The 18,164-nt window shown below is 43.3% G+C and carries 10 protein-coding genes; 1 reads left to right on the top strand and 9 read right to left on the bottom strand.

What is annotated here, in order from left to right; genetic code table 11:
* Positions 1–64: 64 nt before the first annotated feature.
* The 9 genes from B7P33_RS04115 to B7P33_RS04075 form a co-directional block, all read right to left on the bottom strand.
* The gene (locus B7P33_RS04115; RefSeq protein ID WP_097440658.1) at positions 65–787 is read right to left on the bottom strand and encodes a hypothetical protein; all 723 of its coding nucleotides are present in this window, start codon (positions 785–787) and stop codon (positions 65–67) included.
* 27 nt (positions 788–814) lie between these two features.
* Positions 815–2,326, bottom strand: a complete 1,512-nt coding sequence (locus B7P33_RS04110) for a RagB/SusD family nutrient uptake outer membrane protein (RefSeq protein WP_097440792.1) — start codon at positions 2,324–2,326, stop codon at positions 815–817.
* Positions 2,327–2,337: 11 nt separating this feature from the next.
* The gene (locus B7P33_RS04105; protein ID WP_097440657.1) at positions 2,338–5,625 is read right to left on the bottom strand and encodes a SusC/RagA family TonB-linked outer membrane protein; all 3,288 of its coding nucleotides are present in this window, start codon (positions 5,623–5,625) and stop codon (positions 2,338–2,340) included.
* A gap of 310 nt (positions 5,626–5,935) precedes the next feature.
* Entirely contained in the window at positions 5,936–7,264 is a 1,329-nt protein-coding gene (locus tag B7P33_RS04100; protein WP_097440656.1) for an aryl-sulfate sulfotransferase, read from the bottom strand.
* Positions 7,265–7,367: 103 nt separating this feature from the next.
* Entirely contained in the window at positions 7,368–8,105 is a 738-nt protein-coding gene (locus B7P33_RS04095; protein WP_097440655.1) for a hypothetical protein, read from the bottom strand.
* A gap of 48 nt (positions 8,106–8,153) precedes the next feature.
* Positions 8,154–11,480 (bottom strand): VCBS repeat-containing protein, encoded by a 3,327-nt coding sequence (locus B7P33_RS04090; RefSeq protein WP_097440654.1) that lies wholly within the window; start codon positions 11,478–11,480, stop codon positions 8,154–8,156.
* A gap of 102 nt (positions 11,481–11,582) precedes the next feature.
* A complete protein-coding gene (locus B7P33_RS04085) occupies positions 11,583–12,479 on the bottom strand; it encodes a hypothetical protein (protein WP_097440653.1) in 897 nt (298 codons plus the stop codon).
* A 6-nt stretch (positions 12,480–12,485) separates the two neighbouring features.
* A complete protein-coding gene (locus B7P33_RS04080) occupies positions 12,486–14,099 on the bottom strand; it encodes a SusD/RagB family nutrient-binding outer membrane lipoprotein (RefSeq protein ID WP_245871638.1) in 1,614 nt (537 codons plus the stop codon).
* Between the two features lie 104 nt (positions 14,100–14,203).
* Complete coding sequence (locus B7P33_RS04075; RefSeq protein ID WP_097440651.1) at positions 14,204–17,440, bottom strand: SusC/RagA family TonB-linked outer membrane protein; 3,237 nt, start codon at positions 17,438–17,440, stop codon at positions 14,204–14,206.
* Between the two features lie 331 nt (positions 17,441–17,771).
* Between B7P33_RS04075 and rpsL the strand changes: the two genes are divergently transcribed.
* Complete coding sequence (gene rpsL, locus B7P33_RS04070; protein WP_006795815.1) at positions 17,772–18,146, top strand: 30S ribosomal protein S12; 375 nt, start codon at positions 17,772–17,774, stop codon at positions 18,144–18,146.
* Positions 18,147–18,164 lie beyond the last annotated feature (18 nt).

Raw genomic sequence — 18,164 nt, 5'->3', positions numbered from 1 at the left:
ATATTTCCTTGGCGATTTTATGATAGCTACAAATTTAAACTTGAAAATAGGTTTAGATTAAGCATTACTGCTTCTCTAAGATCATTTCCCGGTCTGTAAATTGGTTCTCAACAGTATAGGATATGGTAATAGTGCCTGTGTTAGCGTCTACGGTACCTGTTCCAGAAACTGCCAAACCAAAGTTGTCTTCAATAACCCCTCCTGTAACCAAGATTTCGTTACAAGTATCCGAGATATTAAAAGGATAATCGGTTCCAAAAGCATTGTCAGCACTAACCGTGTAAGTAGTTGCACCAGTACGGGTAATTGTTACTGCTTTTCCGGTACCATTGGTATAGACATAGTTTCCTTCAAGATTAGAGGGACAATCACGTACCAAATCTATGGTAGTTGATGAACCTACGAAAGAACCGTCTACAGGTTGAAAATTAAGAATCAAAGTTTCCCCACTGTTACTAATCTCGGTATCAGTGAAGGTCATGTTGATAACACCTTCGTTAGATCCCGCCGGTATTTCTACCGTAGCCGGTACATTGTAAGAAGCTGGACTAGCGGTTGAGGCTTCATCAATGGCTAAATCGAATGTACGGGCGCTGTTAGAGGTGTAGGTAGAAAATACTTTAAGGTCTAAGCTTCCGGTTCCGTTCAATTGAACCAGAACTTTAGCGGATTCTGCCTCAAAAGAAACGAACTCCGCCGGAGACTGGGTCAAAGAAGGGGCCTCTTCACAATTGTAGTTAGCTAACCCAAGTACAACTGCTATTACTAGAAAAATACTTTTTTTCATTTTGAATGAGTTTATAGTTAGCTGGTTTTAATTGTTTTGATTGTTGATGAAAGGGTTGTTCTGAATTTCATCCAAAGGAATCTCGAACTGGAATCTTTCGTCGTTATAATCAATAGGAGTGCCCACTAAAGAAAGGTGGTTTGCACCACGGGTAGTAGTAGCTTGATTTCTCTTCATGGCTAAATAACTCTTTCCTTCACCCCAAAGTTCAATTCGGGTTTGTAAGTAGATTTCGTTTCGAAGGTTGGTGCCAGCCAAAGCATCTACATAAGATGCGTCGGGTACACGCAATTCCATAAGGGCTTTTAGGCTGGTACGGGCACCTGGCTCATTTCCGCTTTTGGCATTGGCCTCGGCATTTAATAAATAGGCTTCCTCAATTCGCATATAAACGTAATCCGCGGTAACGGTACGGGAGGTGCCTCCTATTTCACTCGAAGCAAAGAATTTGAACAAAGGTTGCAAATGTCTCCCACTCGATGGATCGTTTAAGAACTGTCCTTTACGGGCATCATCTGCAGCGATCTGTGCATAAAGGTCTGCATCCATAACCTTGTAGTCCCCAGCCCAAGCATAGCTATAGGAGAAGGCATCGATTTGGCCCCACCAAGAAACTAAACCAAGGCCTAGGTTTTCGGTTATGTCAATACCCCACATCCAGCTGTTGGTATTAACATCGTTGAAACCGTTGGTAACATCGGCCGCGGCCAGCATGGTATGACTGGTGGTGTTGATAACCTCTTGGGTCAAAGCAGCTACATCACCATCCCTACCACCTTTGGCCCCTAAAACATAGGCTAAGATCATACGGGCTACATTCTGATCAACTTGGTTCTTTTGGGCTCTGTTAAAGCCTTCCAATAAGCTAATGGCTTCAGTAAGATCCTTTTCCATTTGGGTGTAAATGGCTTCGGCGGTAGATTTTTCGATATTCTCACTGCCAGGCTCTAAGTACATGGGTAGGATCGCTTCAGAAGAATCATACGAACGCTGAAAAAACTGGGCCAAATAAAAGTAAGAGTGCGCACGCATGGCTTTGGCTTGTCCCATGGCATATCGGTTATCGATATTCTCAGGTACGGCATCATTACCTCCTAGGTTAGAGATTACCGTATTGGCCGATCTTACGATTCGGTAATAGTAGCGCCATACCATTCTATTTTCGCCAAAGGTGAAATCTTGCATGGCCTGTAGCTCGGTTATGGCAGCACGGTACCATCCGTAAGTACTAACGCTTAAGGCCATATCGCCACTGACCATGTCGCTGAAAACGTCGTACGACTTGTGTCCGAAGTCCATATGTGACCCTGGATCTCCCCCAGAAGCCCTTTCTACCATTTGTGCGTACAATCCACCGATAAAGGCCGCTGGAATGTTGGGGTTCTCGGCAGATCCCTCGGCTAACTGGGCAGAGGTGAGCTCTTCGGTAGGCTGACTGGTGCCAGATACCCCGCTGTTATCTAAAAGATCTTCGTTACAGCCAGTAACCATAATGGTTGCCGCTGCCAAAGAAAATAACTTTATTATATTTTTCTTCATCATGTTTTTTTTTAAAATTTAGCTCGTACTCCTAAAGTAAAGGTAGAAGCCGGAGCATAGATCCTCCTAGCGGAACTTCCTACCTCCCTTACGGAAGGGTTAAATCCTTTTCTGGCCGTCTGGATGAAAATATTGTCACCAGAGACCCAGAAATTCAAGTTGTGAAGACCGGTTCCTTCCAAAGACTTTCCATCAAAAGTATACCCGATTCGGGCGTTGTTCAAGGCCAAGTAATCGGTACTGGTAATAAAGCGTGAAGAGGTACTGGTTCCATTTACCACGGCGTTATCAGAAAGTAGTGGCACATTGGTGATATCACCTGGTTTTTGCCATCTGTTTCTAATGTCTTTGTGGAAATTGTTACCTGCGGCACCAAAACGATCACTCATGAGTTCGGCATACTGGGCATCATAGGCATAGCCCCCAAGGCTGTAGGTAAATTGGGTAGAGAAGTCAAAGTTTTTAAATGCTCCACCAATTCTAAAAGCACCCCTTAGATCCGGAATAAAAGATTTATCTAAGTATACCTGGGTGGCATCTGCATACGTTTTGGTGACTGTTCTTTGGATATTGGCATCACCAACGGCTTGTTCGTATTCGTACAAAGAACTGGTGGTTGATTCATCGCCATTGGGGAAGGTAGAGAAATCGCCTTCACCGCTATCCATTTGACCATTGTTGTTACGGTCATCGTAATACTGGTACCACATGGGGGCCCCATCGGCGGCATCTACCCCGGCCCAATCGCGCATATAGAAATCAAATGTAGAACGGCCAACGGAAAAGGCATAATTTCCATCGGTACTGGAATTTTCATCTATTACTTTAGGTATACCGGTTGATGGGTCTAAAGGCATCACCAACATTTCGTTGTTGAGCATTTCGCCATTGATTGCAAAATTCAATTTGAAATCTTCGGTATTTACGATTCTTGCGTTGATATCGAATTCAAAACCTTCGTTACGTACTTCCCCGTCGTTAACACGAATTGAAGAGAAACCTGCGGATGGACCAACACGACGATCAAAGAAGGTGTTGTCGGTATCTTTTTTATAGTAATCCAAGTTAATATCCAAGAAGTTTCCTATGGTCATCTCAAGACCGGCTTGGAATTGTCTTGAGGTCTCCCAAGTTAGATTTGGATCACCAGGTCTATTTTCCGATAAAGCAAGGCCACCAACATAGTTGGCATTGAAAATTGTGAAACCAGAATAAGTGTCAACACCATCTTGGTCACCTGTAACCCCGTAAGAGGCTTTGGCCTTAAGATAGTTGAAGAAAGTGTCTTTCATAAAGTTTTCTTCGCTGATCACCCAAGAGGCACCGATAGATCCGAAAGTTCCCCATTTTTTATTTACAAATCGGGAAGATCCATCTGTTCTTAACGAACCGGTCAAGAAGTATTTGCCGTTAAAGTTGTAATTCACTTGCCCGAAATAAGACTCGATACCGGAATTGTCTTCGTATCCACTCGGGGCACTTGGGAACAACGAATAGTTCGACAGGTTGTAAAGACCAGGAACGATAACGTCTTCTTTATATTGATCGGAATAACTAAAACCACGTTCAAAGGTTTCGTGGGCGGCCAATACTTCTAGGTTATGGTCTCCGAACGATTTGTTGAAACGCAATAACTGAAGAAAGGTGGTAGAATAACGGATGCGATCTTCAACGGACAAGGATCCATTAGTATTGGCTCCAGACCCCCAAACGTTGTTGGTCATATCTTGTCTACGCTGTAGGGACCATTGTCCACCATAACTGATCTCAGCCTTTAAATAGTCGGTAAATTTAAAGTCGGCTTTTAAGTTACCGTTTATACCGTTGGTCTTACGGCCATCGTAATCATATACGGCCGATCCGATCGGGTTTAAGAGGTTGGCATTGGGCCTAGACCTTTCAAAACCGTTTTGGGTTCCGGTAGGGGAACCGTAATCGTACTGATACCCGCCATAAACGTTATCGGGCAATAATTGTCCGGTCTCCGGATGTCTGGCGAATACCGGATAGATAGGTGCCATTTTATCGGCAAATTCGAAAAGGTTTTCAGAACCTATGATCTGACCGTTGTTCGTACTCTCAGAGTGCACGAAGTTTAGGTTAGAACCTATTTTTAACCAAGGCTTGATCTGAGAACTCAGGTTAATCCTTGCGGTATACCTTTTATAATCTGAATTGATAGAGTATCCTTCATCGTTCAAATAACCAATAGAGGTGTAGTAGTTCGATTTATCGGTACTACCACCGGCCCTCAAGTTTACTTCGTTTCGGAATCCGGTACCGAAGGCTTCATCGGCATAACGCTCTGGTGTAAAGAGACGTTGTACCCCGGGTCTAACGGTTCTGGTCTCAGGATCGATCAATTCGCCTCCTGTATTTACATTCCACATATTATAACCGTTACCGATACCATTGTCGCCCAACAAAGTGTTGTTGGCAAAATCTACTGGGTCGGCATTACCGGTAACAACACCACGGTTATATAGGCCTTCCCACACATAGCCTACATATTCCTCTGGGTTGTCTAGTACTTCATAACGCGGAATAAGTTGTCGGTTGATACCTGTTTTTACGTCAACCTCTACAAAGGGCATTTCAGAACGCCCTCTTTTGGTGTTGATCAAAATTACGCCATTGGCACCACGCGAACCGTAAATGGCGGTTGCTGTGGCATCTTTAAGTACAGTGGTACTTTCAATATCGGCCGGGTTAACAGAGTTCAGGTCAAAAGTACCCGCAAACGGAATTCCGTCTACAACATACAGAGGAGCCCTGTTTCCGTTAGGAGAACCATAACCCCTTACCCTTACAGTGGCAACCGTACCTGGCTGGCCAGATGTGTTGATTACCGTAACACCAGCAACCTCTCCGGTTAATGCTTGGGTAACATTGGAAAAGTTTTTGGCTTCTAGTACCTCTGCCTTTACCACGGTAGCGGTTCCGGCAAAAGCTTTTTTGGTGGTTTGACCATATCCGACAACTACAACTTCTTCCAAGGTTTCGGTGTCGGTTTCCATTGTGACATCCATTCTGTTGGAGCTTCCAACGGTCACCCTTTTATCTTTTTGTCCAATGTAGGTAAAAAGAAGGGTTTGACCGGTGCTCGCAGAGATGGAGTAGTTACCATCGAAATCGGTTTGGGTACCTTGGGTAGTACCTTCAATAACGATATTAACGCCTGGTAGAGGTAGGCCATATTCGTCAATGACCGTACCAGAAACTGTCTTCTGTTGTGCGAAAGTTATATGCACAACAAAAGCTACAAGGAGTGTTAAAACCCCTTTTAGTTTTGTTTTCATGTTTGAATTATTTGAATTAGCTAGCCACTAAATTCTTAATTATAGTGTAAATTCCCTAAAAAAAGGTTAAAAAAAAACTAGTCGAAGCCAAAAATGTACGAATGTTAAATTGCGGATTTTATATGTTACCGTATGTAAACATGAAAAAAACATACAGTTTAGGTTAATAATGTGTTAAATATTGCTGTTTTTGAGGGAATCAATGTGCTTATACGCAATCGTTATATTTTCAAGTTTCTAGGAAGGGATTTTGAAAGTTGAGGGTTTAAATGGTAAAATTTACACAAAGAAAATAGCGCTTTAGGGCTTTTTATAGGTTTAGGAATGCGAGTTCGGGGGCATCTTTATCGAAATGATAGGCCCGCCAAAAGAAACCGTCTCCTTGAAATTGCCAAACGACTTCGCCAGATTCGGTTACCTCCCAAATGCCAAAGTCTCCCTCTGTAATTAAAGTGTTCCCGTTAGGAAGGCGTACTGCACCAGAAACTTTTTCAGAATAAAGTTCCGGGTGGGTGTAAGACCAGATTTCTTGAGGTTCGTTATCCGTATCGGGGCTTAATGTGTAGCTGTCGGGTAATTTTAATTCATATACGATGGACTGCTTTTCTGTTTTACCATTGGAATAAACCAATATATTGCCGGCTCCCTGTCCGGTTAGCAGGTTGGGATAATGGTTCCGATCAAATCGCTTAGTACCTTTTGCGTTGTCATAGGCATTTGGGTTACCGAATCTGTAGATTAGATCGCCTCCTCTTCCCTGGGTGCCCCCACTATGTGAGGCGGCCTGTTCGGTTGTGGTACTATGGTCAATGACCCATACTTCATTAAAGAAGTTCACACTGATGAAAATAACATCTTTGACAGGGTCGTAGGCGATACCGTTGGCATGCATAATGTCACCTTCTTCCTGTGGGATATAGTTAAGATCAATCAATTGAGGATTCTGAGCCACGGAGCCAAAATTTTCCTTGGTCTCATCATGGTCTTGTACCAGGTGGTCCCAAGCATACCAGGCCCATACGATTTCATTTGTTTTTGGGTCAATTTCGATCAGTCCCTCTGGGAAAACATCAATATCCAATACCGATCCTGCATCTTGAGCCTCTTCTGCAGTTTTGCGTTCCCATACCATGGCCAAAACATTCCCGTTCGGCAGCATTTCGGCATCGTGGTGGGTTACATAGTCTTCGCTTGAGTAATCAAAATTCCATTCTACGCTATTGCTCTTAGCATCTATGAGTTGAAGTTTTCCGCCAGAGCCACCAATATTAATGTGTACCTCTTCGGCGTCTAAAGAGGCTAATAATTTATTGTTCGGTAATAAGAAAACGTCATTTCCCAGTCCACTTTCCAGTTCCCAATCCGTAATTTTTTCACCTTCCTTGTCCATAAGATAAACGGCTCCGTTGCCTGGGTCGTTCACCAAAATAAACGAATCGGACATTTTAGATCTATCGTATATGGTGGTCGTTCCGAGGTCGGATTCAAATACTTCGGGTTCAGTGGGTATGGGTGGCGTAGCTTCTTTCTCTTCAATTGGTTCGTTGTCAGAAGAGGAACAGGCTGCTAAAAATAAAAGTACCAATAGTATTAAAAACGGCTTTGTTTTGATGGTACGATTAATGGCTTTCAGTGTCATGTGTTGTTTTTTACTATAGTCGACTATGAAGGTACTTACTAACAGGGATATAAAAAAACGCCCTGTTTCCAGGGCGCTATGTGTAATTTTATGATAATGTGGTTTACTTATTCAAGAATTCCACGATTTTAACAAGGTCGGCTTCTTCTTTGATGTTAAGGCTGTTTTCTTTGATAAAAGCTTTGATTTCGGCCTTTTTGTCGTTATCTACAAGTTTGGCGACGGCCTTGTTTTTAAGTTTGATCTCGTCAATACGATTTACCCCTTCTTTTTGGATGTAGTATTCGGTGAATTGGGCAAAACGAGCTGGTTTGGCTGCTACAAAGGAGTTTTGAGCGGCTTCGGCCTCGGTAAACTTAACCTTGGTCCTTTTATATAGATCAAATTTGGAACCATCGGTCAACAAGGTCAAATATCCATTTTGGGTTTTTCCCTTAGCGTCAATGAAAGTTTTAAAAGACATGGGTTTGCCAGCGATCATAATGCTCAATTTCTTGTCACGGGCTAGAGCTCTCGGTGCTTCCGTGGGTAGTGGGCTCTTTTTGATCTCTACCTCTTCGTTATGGGCATTATATCTGAAATATACATTGCCTTCGTTTTCATTTTCATAGAAAACGGTGCCTGGGGCAAAGTTGTTGTTCGTGTAGGGTGATCCTTGGACATTGTTTAGATCCAAACCACCATCTTTTTTAGCCTCGCCGCTCGAAATATCACCCAAATAATGGTTGATGGCCGCATCGTTACCTTGGGAATATCCCTGGCCTATGGCTCCTCCGGCATATTGGGCGTTTAAGCAAAGACCTCCTAAAAGGAAGGCAGCACTTATTAGTTTAAATTTCATAACAAAAAAATTGGTTTATTAACTCATGAGTCTATTCAAAAATACTGTTTAGTATTGGAATATTTGTGCTTCTTCGTTGTTTTTTAACACTAAAAGGCTGTTGAAATGCTTGAGCCAAGCTATTTGTTTAATGTTGCCAACACCATGTAGACCAGTGTTTTTTGGGGTTTTTACGATTAGGGTTCCGTTTTTGTGGTCAAAATCCAATAGGGTTAATGAAAGCCCGTCCAGTCGGGGTGTTTCTACTTCGGTATTGTAGATATTCCCGGCCAGGGCATATTCCAAACTACCGTCTTGGTCAAAATCTAATGGGGTGACACTAAGGGCAGGAAAGGTTTGGCCCCCTATCGGTAACGGCTTTTCTTCAAAGGTGTTATCACCATTGTTGATCAATACCAGGGTCTTGAATTGTGTAGCCTGATTGCTATAGGCGGAATCGAGTTTTTGCCCGTAAACCTCTTGTAAGGTAGCATTGGCAAAGGCGTTGTAGGTCGGAAATTTTTGTTTTATAAAGGGCATTTGTTGTGAGGAACATTCGCGTCCCCTAACTGGAACGAATTGTTGGTTGTATTTTTTCGAGAGTACGATGTCCAAGGTGCCATTGTCATCGAAATCATTCGAATAGATTTTAAACGGTTTTTCCTCAGTGGCCTTGAATTTTAAATTGAGACCAACATTGCCGAGTAAATAGTCTTGATGGCCGTCGGCATTGATGTCTATAGGTGTTACGGAAAACCACCAGCCTCTAGGGGCGATAGGTTTGTCTTTGGCATAGTTTTTAAAAGTTCCGTTCTGGTTAACGAAAACCCCGACATCGGTCCATTCGCCAACGGCGATGAAGTCTGAGATGCCATCTTTGTTATAGTCGGTTACGGCTATGTCGTTTACAATACCAAAATCAAGAAGCCCCGGTGCGATTTTTTCGGTGACGTCAATAAGGTCCGAGCCGGTATTTTCATACAGAATCGAGGGCGCTGGAAGTGGGTATTGCTGAGCCCTGATTCGGTTACCTACAATAAGATCTTGGTCACCATCTTGGTCAAAATCCAATGTTTTGACCACCTTGCCGCTCTTTGGAAAGCTGCTTAAAGTAGGGAGATGCTTTCTGGTAAATTTTCCTTTTCCGTCGTTCAGATACAACCGATCTGTATAAAAAGATGAGTGTTCGACGTATTCGTTACCTCCACTAACGACAAAGAGGTCTAAATCGCCATCGCCCTCAAAATCAAAAAAGGTGGCACCAACATCTTCATGTTGCCTATCTTGTTCAAATGCAGGTGATTTTTGTTTTTTAAAGCCATTGGCATGGCCCAAGAATAAGGTGGCTGGTTGTTCGGCTGCACCACCGATGAACAAATCGGTGAAACCGTCGTGGTTTATGTCGCTTTGGCTAATACACGGACCTAATGTAGATTGTTTGTAAGGTAGCAATATTTCTTTGGCAAAATCGTCGAATTCATTCTCGATATGTCTATAGTCAAGCCCTAAAGATGTGGTCGGTATTTCTGTAAACGCATAGTTGGTTTCCTTGGATAAAAGAGTTACTGTGGTGTTGCCATTTTCAGAAACCCGTATTTTTTGATTGGCTTCAATATCATATAGTTCTTGATATTTGCCAGAGGGCCAGCTTATTCTAACGGTATCTATTTTTTCGCTTTCGCCCAAACCAAAATGAATGATGTCTTCTTGGGCCGATCGGTAGCCCCTGATCCGGCGGTGCTCAACAATCTGTTGTTGGTTTCCGTGGATAATCTCAACCTTAGGGTAGCTTTCAGATAAGTTGCCCTTGGCTTCTATCCTGAGGTAATTATTGTTTTTAAAAGGACTGTTGTTTTCGTAAATCGAGGCTTCTTCGTCCATATTGTTCACGATCAGGTCCAAATCACCGTCATTATCCAAATCTGCGATTGCTGCGCCATTACTAAAGGTAAAATCAGTGAGGCCCCAATCTAAAGCTTGGTCGTTGAACTTGAGATTACCCTGGTTTTCGTATAGAATATTCCTCAGTTTTTCTGAGGGCATGGAATTGTATAGCTGTTTTTTTACCGCTAGAGGAACTTTTCCCTGATATTTACGCTTGGCTTCGAAAACTTGGCGTTGTAGGTCGTTATCCAGGGCATAGCGTCTATATCCATTGGTTATATGGACGTCGCGGTCACTGTCGTTGTCAAAATCGGCCATTAATACCGACCAACTCCAATCGGTATTGGCCATTTTGGTCAACTGGGCAATATTGGTGTATTTGTTATTGCCTTGGTTTAGTTGCACCGAATTGTACATGTATTGATGGTGGTAACCTGCTTCTTTGGTAAGGTAATCGAAGCGTTTGGTGTTCATAGAGGCCATTAAGGTCTTTGAGCGTACATGGTCTTGAGCGGCCATATCCAGCACGAAGATATCTTGCAGACCATCATTGTTAAGATCGGCAATATCGAGGCCCATACCGTAATAGGATATCTGTTGGGTATATTCTTTTATCTTGTCCGTAAAGGTGCCATTACCGTTATTAATGAATAGGGCATCTGGTAAATAGTAGTCGCTGCTAATGTAAAAATCTAAAAAGCCATCATCATTAAAATCCGAAATACCGAGTCCGAGTCCGAATATGGGTCTACTTAAACCAGCCTCTTGGGTAATGTCGGTAAATTTTCCATTGTCGTTTCTGTAGAGATGTGAGCTACTGTAGTGTTGTACTTGGTTTTGGTTCGCCTCAAAAAGTTGATTAAGACGAATGGGGTCATAGCCATAGAGTTCGCTTTCATTCATAACAATACAATCTAGGTCGCCATCCTTGTCAAAATCGAAAAAGGCCGACTGGGTGCTTATACCGGTATCGGCGAGACCATAGTTTTCAGCCTCTTCGGTATAGCTGTTATCGCCTGTGTTTATGTATAAAAGGTTTTTGCGGCTATCGCGTCCATTGGGTCCGCCCTGTGAAAGATAGATGTCTATATGGCCATCTTGATTAATGTCGACAAAACTTACTCCGTTGGTCCATGTTTTGCCTTTGTTTATACCGGCGGTTACGCTGATGTCCTTAAAGGTTAGGTTGCCTTGGTTTAAATAGAGTGCATTCGGTTTTTGGTTGCCGCAAAAGAATAGATCTTGTAATCCGTCATTATTGAGATCTGCTACACCGACACCTGCACCATTATAAAAGAAATCGTAGTTAAAAAGGTTTTCGTTGGTTTCTAAGTTCTCTGTGATTTCGTTGTTAAAGGTGACTTTAGTACGTGCGGCTGGTAGTTTTGAAAAAACGGTTGCAATCTCTTGCTTTTCTGTTTTTGTCGATTCGTTGGATTCTTTTTTATCCGATTGGCACGAAACAGTCCAAAGCAATGGGAATAGTGCAATTAAGTAGCGGTAAAAGTTCATGGAGCGAAGCTTTTTATATGTGTTCAAATATAACGAACTACAAGTGATCCATAATAAAAAAAGCCGCCCATTTGGGCGGCTTTAACTTTATAAGTCAAGGACTTATTTGGCCATGGTACATGGGCCATCCTTACAAATGTTAAGGGCAATTTCGCCAGGAGATGGGCTTGGTCCGTCAGAAGCGGCCAATTCATCGGTTGGCGCGGTAATCGTATAGGTGTGCTCACCTTCAAAGTTACCAGGCACGTAGGTCATTACCAAGGTACTGGTACCACAAGGTACGTTAACCGTAAATGAGGCTTCACTACCGGAGGTAAAAGTATAATCGGTAGAGGTTCCGTCAATGTTAACGGTAATCTTGGCACCATCCCATCCGTCACCGTAGCTATCCATTAACTTAAGCACATAGTCTCCACCAACTGGATCTGGAGGAAGACATTTAATGTTTCCACGGTAAAAGAATGGAGAGGAGTAGAATGAACCGTTCAAGGTAGCAGAGTCGTTATCGTTAGAGAACCTGCGACCGTCGGTCAAGGTTAACTCCATACGGAATTCAATAACATCACCACCGTCAAAATCACCTTCTTCCAAGCCAAGGGCGTCCAAAGCTTCTTGGAAGGTGGCAGAAGTAGAAACCCTAGGCAATCCAAAAGGACCGGTAGTAAAACTACTGGCAGGAAGGGTTTGCAATAAAGCCTCGGTGGTGGTTGTTTCCCCGTTATCTGGAGTGTTGTCGTCAAAGTTTACGAAAACTTCCACTTTCTCTAATAGCCCACCATTTTCTTGGTCTTGCTCTTCCAATTCAACACTCCATACGGTGGAGGTATCGAATCGGTTGAAAACGGCGTTACCACCAGAAATGGTTCTAAGTACGGCCCCGCGGGTCGTTTCATCGAAAATCTTGTCAATGTCCTTATTCCCTTCTTCACAAGCAGTAAACAAGAGACTAGATAAAGCAAGTATCGAAAATATTTTAGATTGTATCTTCATCTTTTTCATGTATTATTAGTTAGAAGGAGGGAAAGCTGGTCCGCCTGGGTTTGTATCCCAGAATACCTGAGTGCTCAAATCAGTACGTTGTGTCAAGTTCGGATTGGTGATGGTTTCATCCGAAGGATACAAGAACGTTCTTGGGAAGTTACCTGGGTTAGGCTCCCAGTGAGGAGGAAGGTTGTTCGGGAAACCTGTCTTCCTGTAGTAGTTGAAAGCCTCGGCGCCACCACCATAAAGGGCGATCCAGTACTGCTCAGAGAATATGTTTACAGCATCATCACCAGAAGCGGCGTTGAAATCGGCAACAACTCCGGTAACGAAAGCTTCGATATCGGTATCAGAAGGTTCGAAAGACTTGTCGGCGTTTCCGTCAAGTGCACCGAAAGATGTCACTTTGGCAATCGACTTTTCCATACCGGCTTGTAAGTGACCAGCAACTTCGGCCATAGGGGCGTTAGCGGCAATAGCGTTCTGACCTTTCCAGAAATCTACGTAAGAAGCCAAGATAATAGGCTCGATACCGGCACCGGCACCACCTTTTCCAAGGCCAACGTTGGCATAGCTGTTGTCGTCGAACATACCACCGGCAGGATAAACACCTGAAGCAGTCCTTAAGAAGTTGTCTGGAGGAGCACCTTCGTTGTTTCCGTGAGATCTACCCCAGTATCCGTTTTCTACGGAACAGTAAGTGAAACCGTCGTAGTGTGGAGGAGGGATCACCAAGGAGCAAGCCAAGGTTTCTTCGTCCGGCTCGGTAGTTCCAGCGCCTGGGGTTTCAGAGTTCTGACGGTAGAAGTAGTAACGAATCCTTGGGTCGTTACTGTCCAACATATACTCCATGGTCCAGTTTGGCTGATAGATGTTCGCGCCTGAAGGCGTGTAATCAGCTGCATAGTAAGGGTGACGGGCATCAGGGTTTTGAACCTGGCTTCCGTACTGCCAAACCATATCATCGGCACTAGAAGAGATATAGTTGTCACCGGCAACAATTGCATTAAAAGCGGCAGTATTACCAGTGGTAACATGGGCCTTCAAACGTATGGTGTTAATCAACTTGATCCATTTAGAAGCGCTTCCTCCGTAAAAGAAATCAGAACCTCCAAGAAGACCAGTGCCTTTATTGAAAAGAGCTTCGGCACTATCTAACAAAGCCATGGCAGAAGCATAAACATCCTGACCACTATCCATCATTGGTGCTGGGAACTCAGTAGGGTTACCGGCCTGTGTAAATACAGCTTCTCCCATATAATCTACAATCAGCATAAGGTTGTGCGCTAAAAGCGTTTCACCCATGGCGATATGGAAAGAATAGTCGTTGTCCTCGTTATTAGCGTCGATAGTACGAATGGCGTCTAGGTTTGTCCACATACCTACATCGTCATCCTCACCGGCATCATTAAAATCACTACTATAAGTACGGGACCAAATCGCATTCATGGTGGTACCTGGGTAAGTGGTAAAATAATCCTGTCCGCCGCCTGTCGCATACTGAACACGTGTAGCACCCGCGCCCAAATCGTTGAAACGGTTCATGTTGGATACATAGGCCAACTGAATGCTGTTCAACAAAAGGTTAGGGTCAGATTGATCTAAGGACAGCTCGTTTGGGCTGACACGTAGATCCAAGTCGGTTGTTTCACAGGAAGTGTAAACCCCTCCTAGTAAGACAACTGCTATGATATAATTAAAAATCTTTTTCATAATATCTTATAGATTTTACGTTCTGCTAATTAAAAAGTTGCCTTTACACTTAGACCATATCTTCTACCACTAGGTCCGTTCAAGTTGTCGAAACCTTGCGAGTTACCTACACCGGCACCCTGTACGTTAGGATCGAAGTTGGCACCGTCAGGAGTGTTATAAGCATCGTACCACATATTGAAACCTTGGGCAGTAATGCTCAAAGAACCAAATGGTGTGTTTTCCAACATCTTGGCTGGGAAAGTATAGCCTAATGAAATCTCGTTCAAACGAACTACAGAAGCGTCATATACCTTGGCTTCAAGCGGACCGAACAACAAGTTACTGAAGTAGTACGTAGAGTTGTTGATCTGAATATCGTTAGGCTGTCCTGTTGCTTTACGGGTACCAGGAAGGATGAAAGTGTTTTCACGATCTTCAGTTTCCTTGATAAGACCCCTACCTAAAAGAGCTGCAGTTGTGTTAGATACCATATCACCTCCTTTGGTCCAGTTGATTTGGAAACCAAGGTTCCAGTTCTTGTAAGACATAGAGTTGATAAAGTTAGATACGAAATCTGGGTTAGGATCACCAACAACAGGCGTGTTACCGTCACGGTCAACTTCAACGGAAATGTAGTTACCAGATTCGTTAACGTATGGCACTCCATTTTCATCTCTTTCGAAGGCGGTACCAACGATAGCTCCAAGAGGCTGGCCTTCGATGGCGGCGTTAGCGCCGATAAACAAGGCGGTAGAACCGGCATAGATGATTATATCTTCATCTTGTTTGGTAACCTCTGGGTTGTAGGTAGAGAAGTTAGCACGGGTATTCCAGCTAAATCCTTCTGGGTTACGGAACCAGTCCACGCCCAAGTCGATTTCAATACCATCTCCTTGAATCTCACCAACGTTACTTTGCGTAGAGGTGAATCCTGTAGAAGGAGCCAATGGCTGGGTAACGATCAAATCGGTAGTAGTTCTGTTAAAGTAAGTGAAGTCTAAAGAAACCCTATTGTCCAGCAATTTAGATTCGAAACCAACTTCGTATTCAGTAAGAAGCTCAGGCTTTAAATCTTCGTTTGCTTTAAAACTAGCAATCTGGTGCGTGGTAACAGGGTTGGCTACTTGTCCAACACGTGTGTTTTGCTCAACGAAACCTACAGTAGGATAACCGGTAGGGAAGTTGGCCGAAGTACCGATACCGGCACGAAGTTTTAAGAAGTTGATACCATTTTGGCTACGAAGACCTTCGAAAGCGGCAGTAGGGATAAAAGACAAACTGGCACTTGGGTAAGTCAAACTGTTGTTCTCGCTTGTAAGGTTAGATACCCAGTCAGTACGGGTAGAAGCGGTTAAGAACAACATATTGTCGTAGTCAAAGGTAACTTGGCCCAAAAGACCTACGATATTCCTTCTTCTTGAGAACTGGATTGCATTTTGATTCTCATAGTTAAAGTGACGTTTTACGCCGAATACAATCTGTCCATCAGAACGAACACCTTGTTGGTCAAAGAAGTCAGAACGACTTGTACCACCAGCGTTAAAGGTCATACCAATTTTTTCACTAAGATCGTAGTTACCGTTAATGGCAATGTAGTGATCCCAAATCGTGTTATTGTTGTCGTAAGTTTCGTAGAAACCGAAGATAGCCTGATCAAATTCTACACCACCTTTGTTAGAGCCGTTTTCGTTTCTTTCGTTATAGAAATCCATACCTGCACGGTAAGTGGCACTAAGGTTTTCGTTGATCTCGTAGTTTAAGGAAGCATTCCAGTAAACACGGTTGGTCAACTGACGGTAAGTAACATTTTTCTCGGTCCAACGTGGGTTGATGATGTCGTTACCATTACGATAATAAACAGAAGATCCGTCGATTGGGTTTTCGAAAGGTAGCCCCATTAAGTCAACACTACGAGGGGTAAAGAATACGTTACCGAATAAAGAAAGACCTTGTGTACCGTTACCACGAGATAGGGCAACAGGAGGTGTCTTATAGTCGGTGCGGCTAAAGTTCATAGCGGCCTGTACGGTAAATTTATTGCTCAATTTTGAACGACCACCAACAGAAAGGTTGGTACGGTTTACCGAGTTTCCAGGAACGAAACTGTCATCGTCTAAATAACCGAAGTTAACATTGTAGTTGGTGTTACCGTCTGAGGTGCCACCGTTAATGTTAATGTTGGTGCTAGAAACACCACCTGGCTTAAAGTATTCTTCCAAAGACTCATAAGGCTTCCAGTCGTAGCGAGCATCTTGTAGCTCAGGGAAACCGTCTTTGGTTTTTTGGATTCTTGTAGTAGAGTAAGGGTGGGCTAAGGTACCGTTCTCATCGATAGCAGGCTGACGTCCCCATCCGGCAACACCACCTTCTTCGAAGCTAGGTCCCCAGTTAGAGAAGAACCATCCGAAAGATTGGTCAAAACCGTTACCGTACTTGTCTTGGTAATCAGGTAAAGAGGCAAACTCGTTTACGAAATAAGACTGGCTTACGGTAATTTCGGTTTTCTTGGTTCCGCTTTTTCCGGAACCGGCCTTGGTAGTTACCAAGATAACACCGTTACGACCTTGTGAACCATAAAGAGTGGCAGCGGCCAAACCTTTCAATACCTCAATTTTCTCAATGTTGTTAGGGTCTAAATCCAAGAAACGCGAAGAACCAGTGTTACCAGTAATAAAGTTACCGCCATCACCATTCGTTCCACCATCGTTTGTGTCGCTACTAAAGGGTACACCATCAACCACAAAAAGGGCCTGGTTGCTACCACTAAAGGAACTAAGTCCACGGATAACTACGTTGGTAGCAGAACCGGACATACCACCAGCGGCAGTAATGTTAACACCGGCAGCTTTACCAGAAAGTACCCTTGCAACATCTGCATCGGCTTTTTGCTCCAAATCTTCAGAACCAACTGAAGATACTGCATAACCTAATGCCTTTTTCTCCCTTTTAATACCTTGGGCGGTAACAACCACCTCTTCCAGGTTCTGGGCATCGGTTTCCATTTGTACATTAATTGTGCTCGAAGCTCCAACAGTTTGGCGTACATCTTTTTGACCTATATAGGTAAAAAGAAGTGATTGTCCAGAACTGGCAGAGATGGAGTAGTTTCCATCGAAATCCGTCTGGGTACCCGAAGTAGTTCCTTCTACCACGATGTTTACACCTGGGAGAGGGAGACCATCTTGGTCCGTAACCGTACCGGAAATCGTCTTTTCTTGTGCAAAAGAAATATGCACAACCAACGCTACGAGGAGCGTTAAGATTCCTCTTAGTTTTGTTCTCATGTTTAAATTATTTGAATTAGCTAGGCGCTAAAATCTTAATTTCATCCTAAAACACCAAAATATATTTAATAAAATTTTAAGACAGACTTTAGGGTTTGGTAACATACGATAGCTGTTTCGTTAATAAATGCACAATGACTGCTTGTGAATAATTTCTTTTGAAGGGCTGGGTTTTGCCGCCAGGTTTGGGATATTTGTGGTAGTTGTTGTGGAATATAGGTGTACTGTTTAAAATAAATACGCAGCTATTTGATTTATTGTGAATTATCACTACATTTGCCAGCCCAAAAACGGGGGTATTCATTAAAATTATACCTTATATATATTATATATGCCAACTATTTCACAATTAGTAAGAAAAGGAAGGGCCAAAATTACCAAGAAGAGTAAATCGGCTGCTTTGGATTCTTGTCCTCAACGAAGAGGGGTGTGTACAAGGGTGTATACGACCACGCCTAAGAAACCAAACTCTGCCATGCGTAAAGTGGCTAGGGTTAGGTTAACAAACGGTAAGGAAGTTAACGCCTACATCCCAGGAGAGGGGCACAATCTCCAAGAGCACTCGATAGTATTGGTACGAGGCGGAAGAGTGAAAGATTTGCCTGGTGTCAGGTATCACATTGTAAGGGGTGCGTTAGATACGGCCGGTGTTGCCGGGCGTACGCAGCGTCGCTCGAAGTACGGTGCCAAAAGACCCAAGAAGTAATCATTAACTTTTTAAAGT

The organism is Sediminicola luteus (genome assembly GCF_002514735.1).
Taxonomy (GTDB): domain Bacteria; phylum Bacteroidota; class Bacteroidia; order Flavobacteriales; family Flavobacteriaceae; genus HQA918.
Note: the sequence above shows the minus strand (reverse complement) of the source record. Positions and strands in the feature narration are given on the sequence as shown.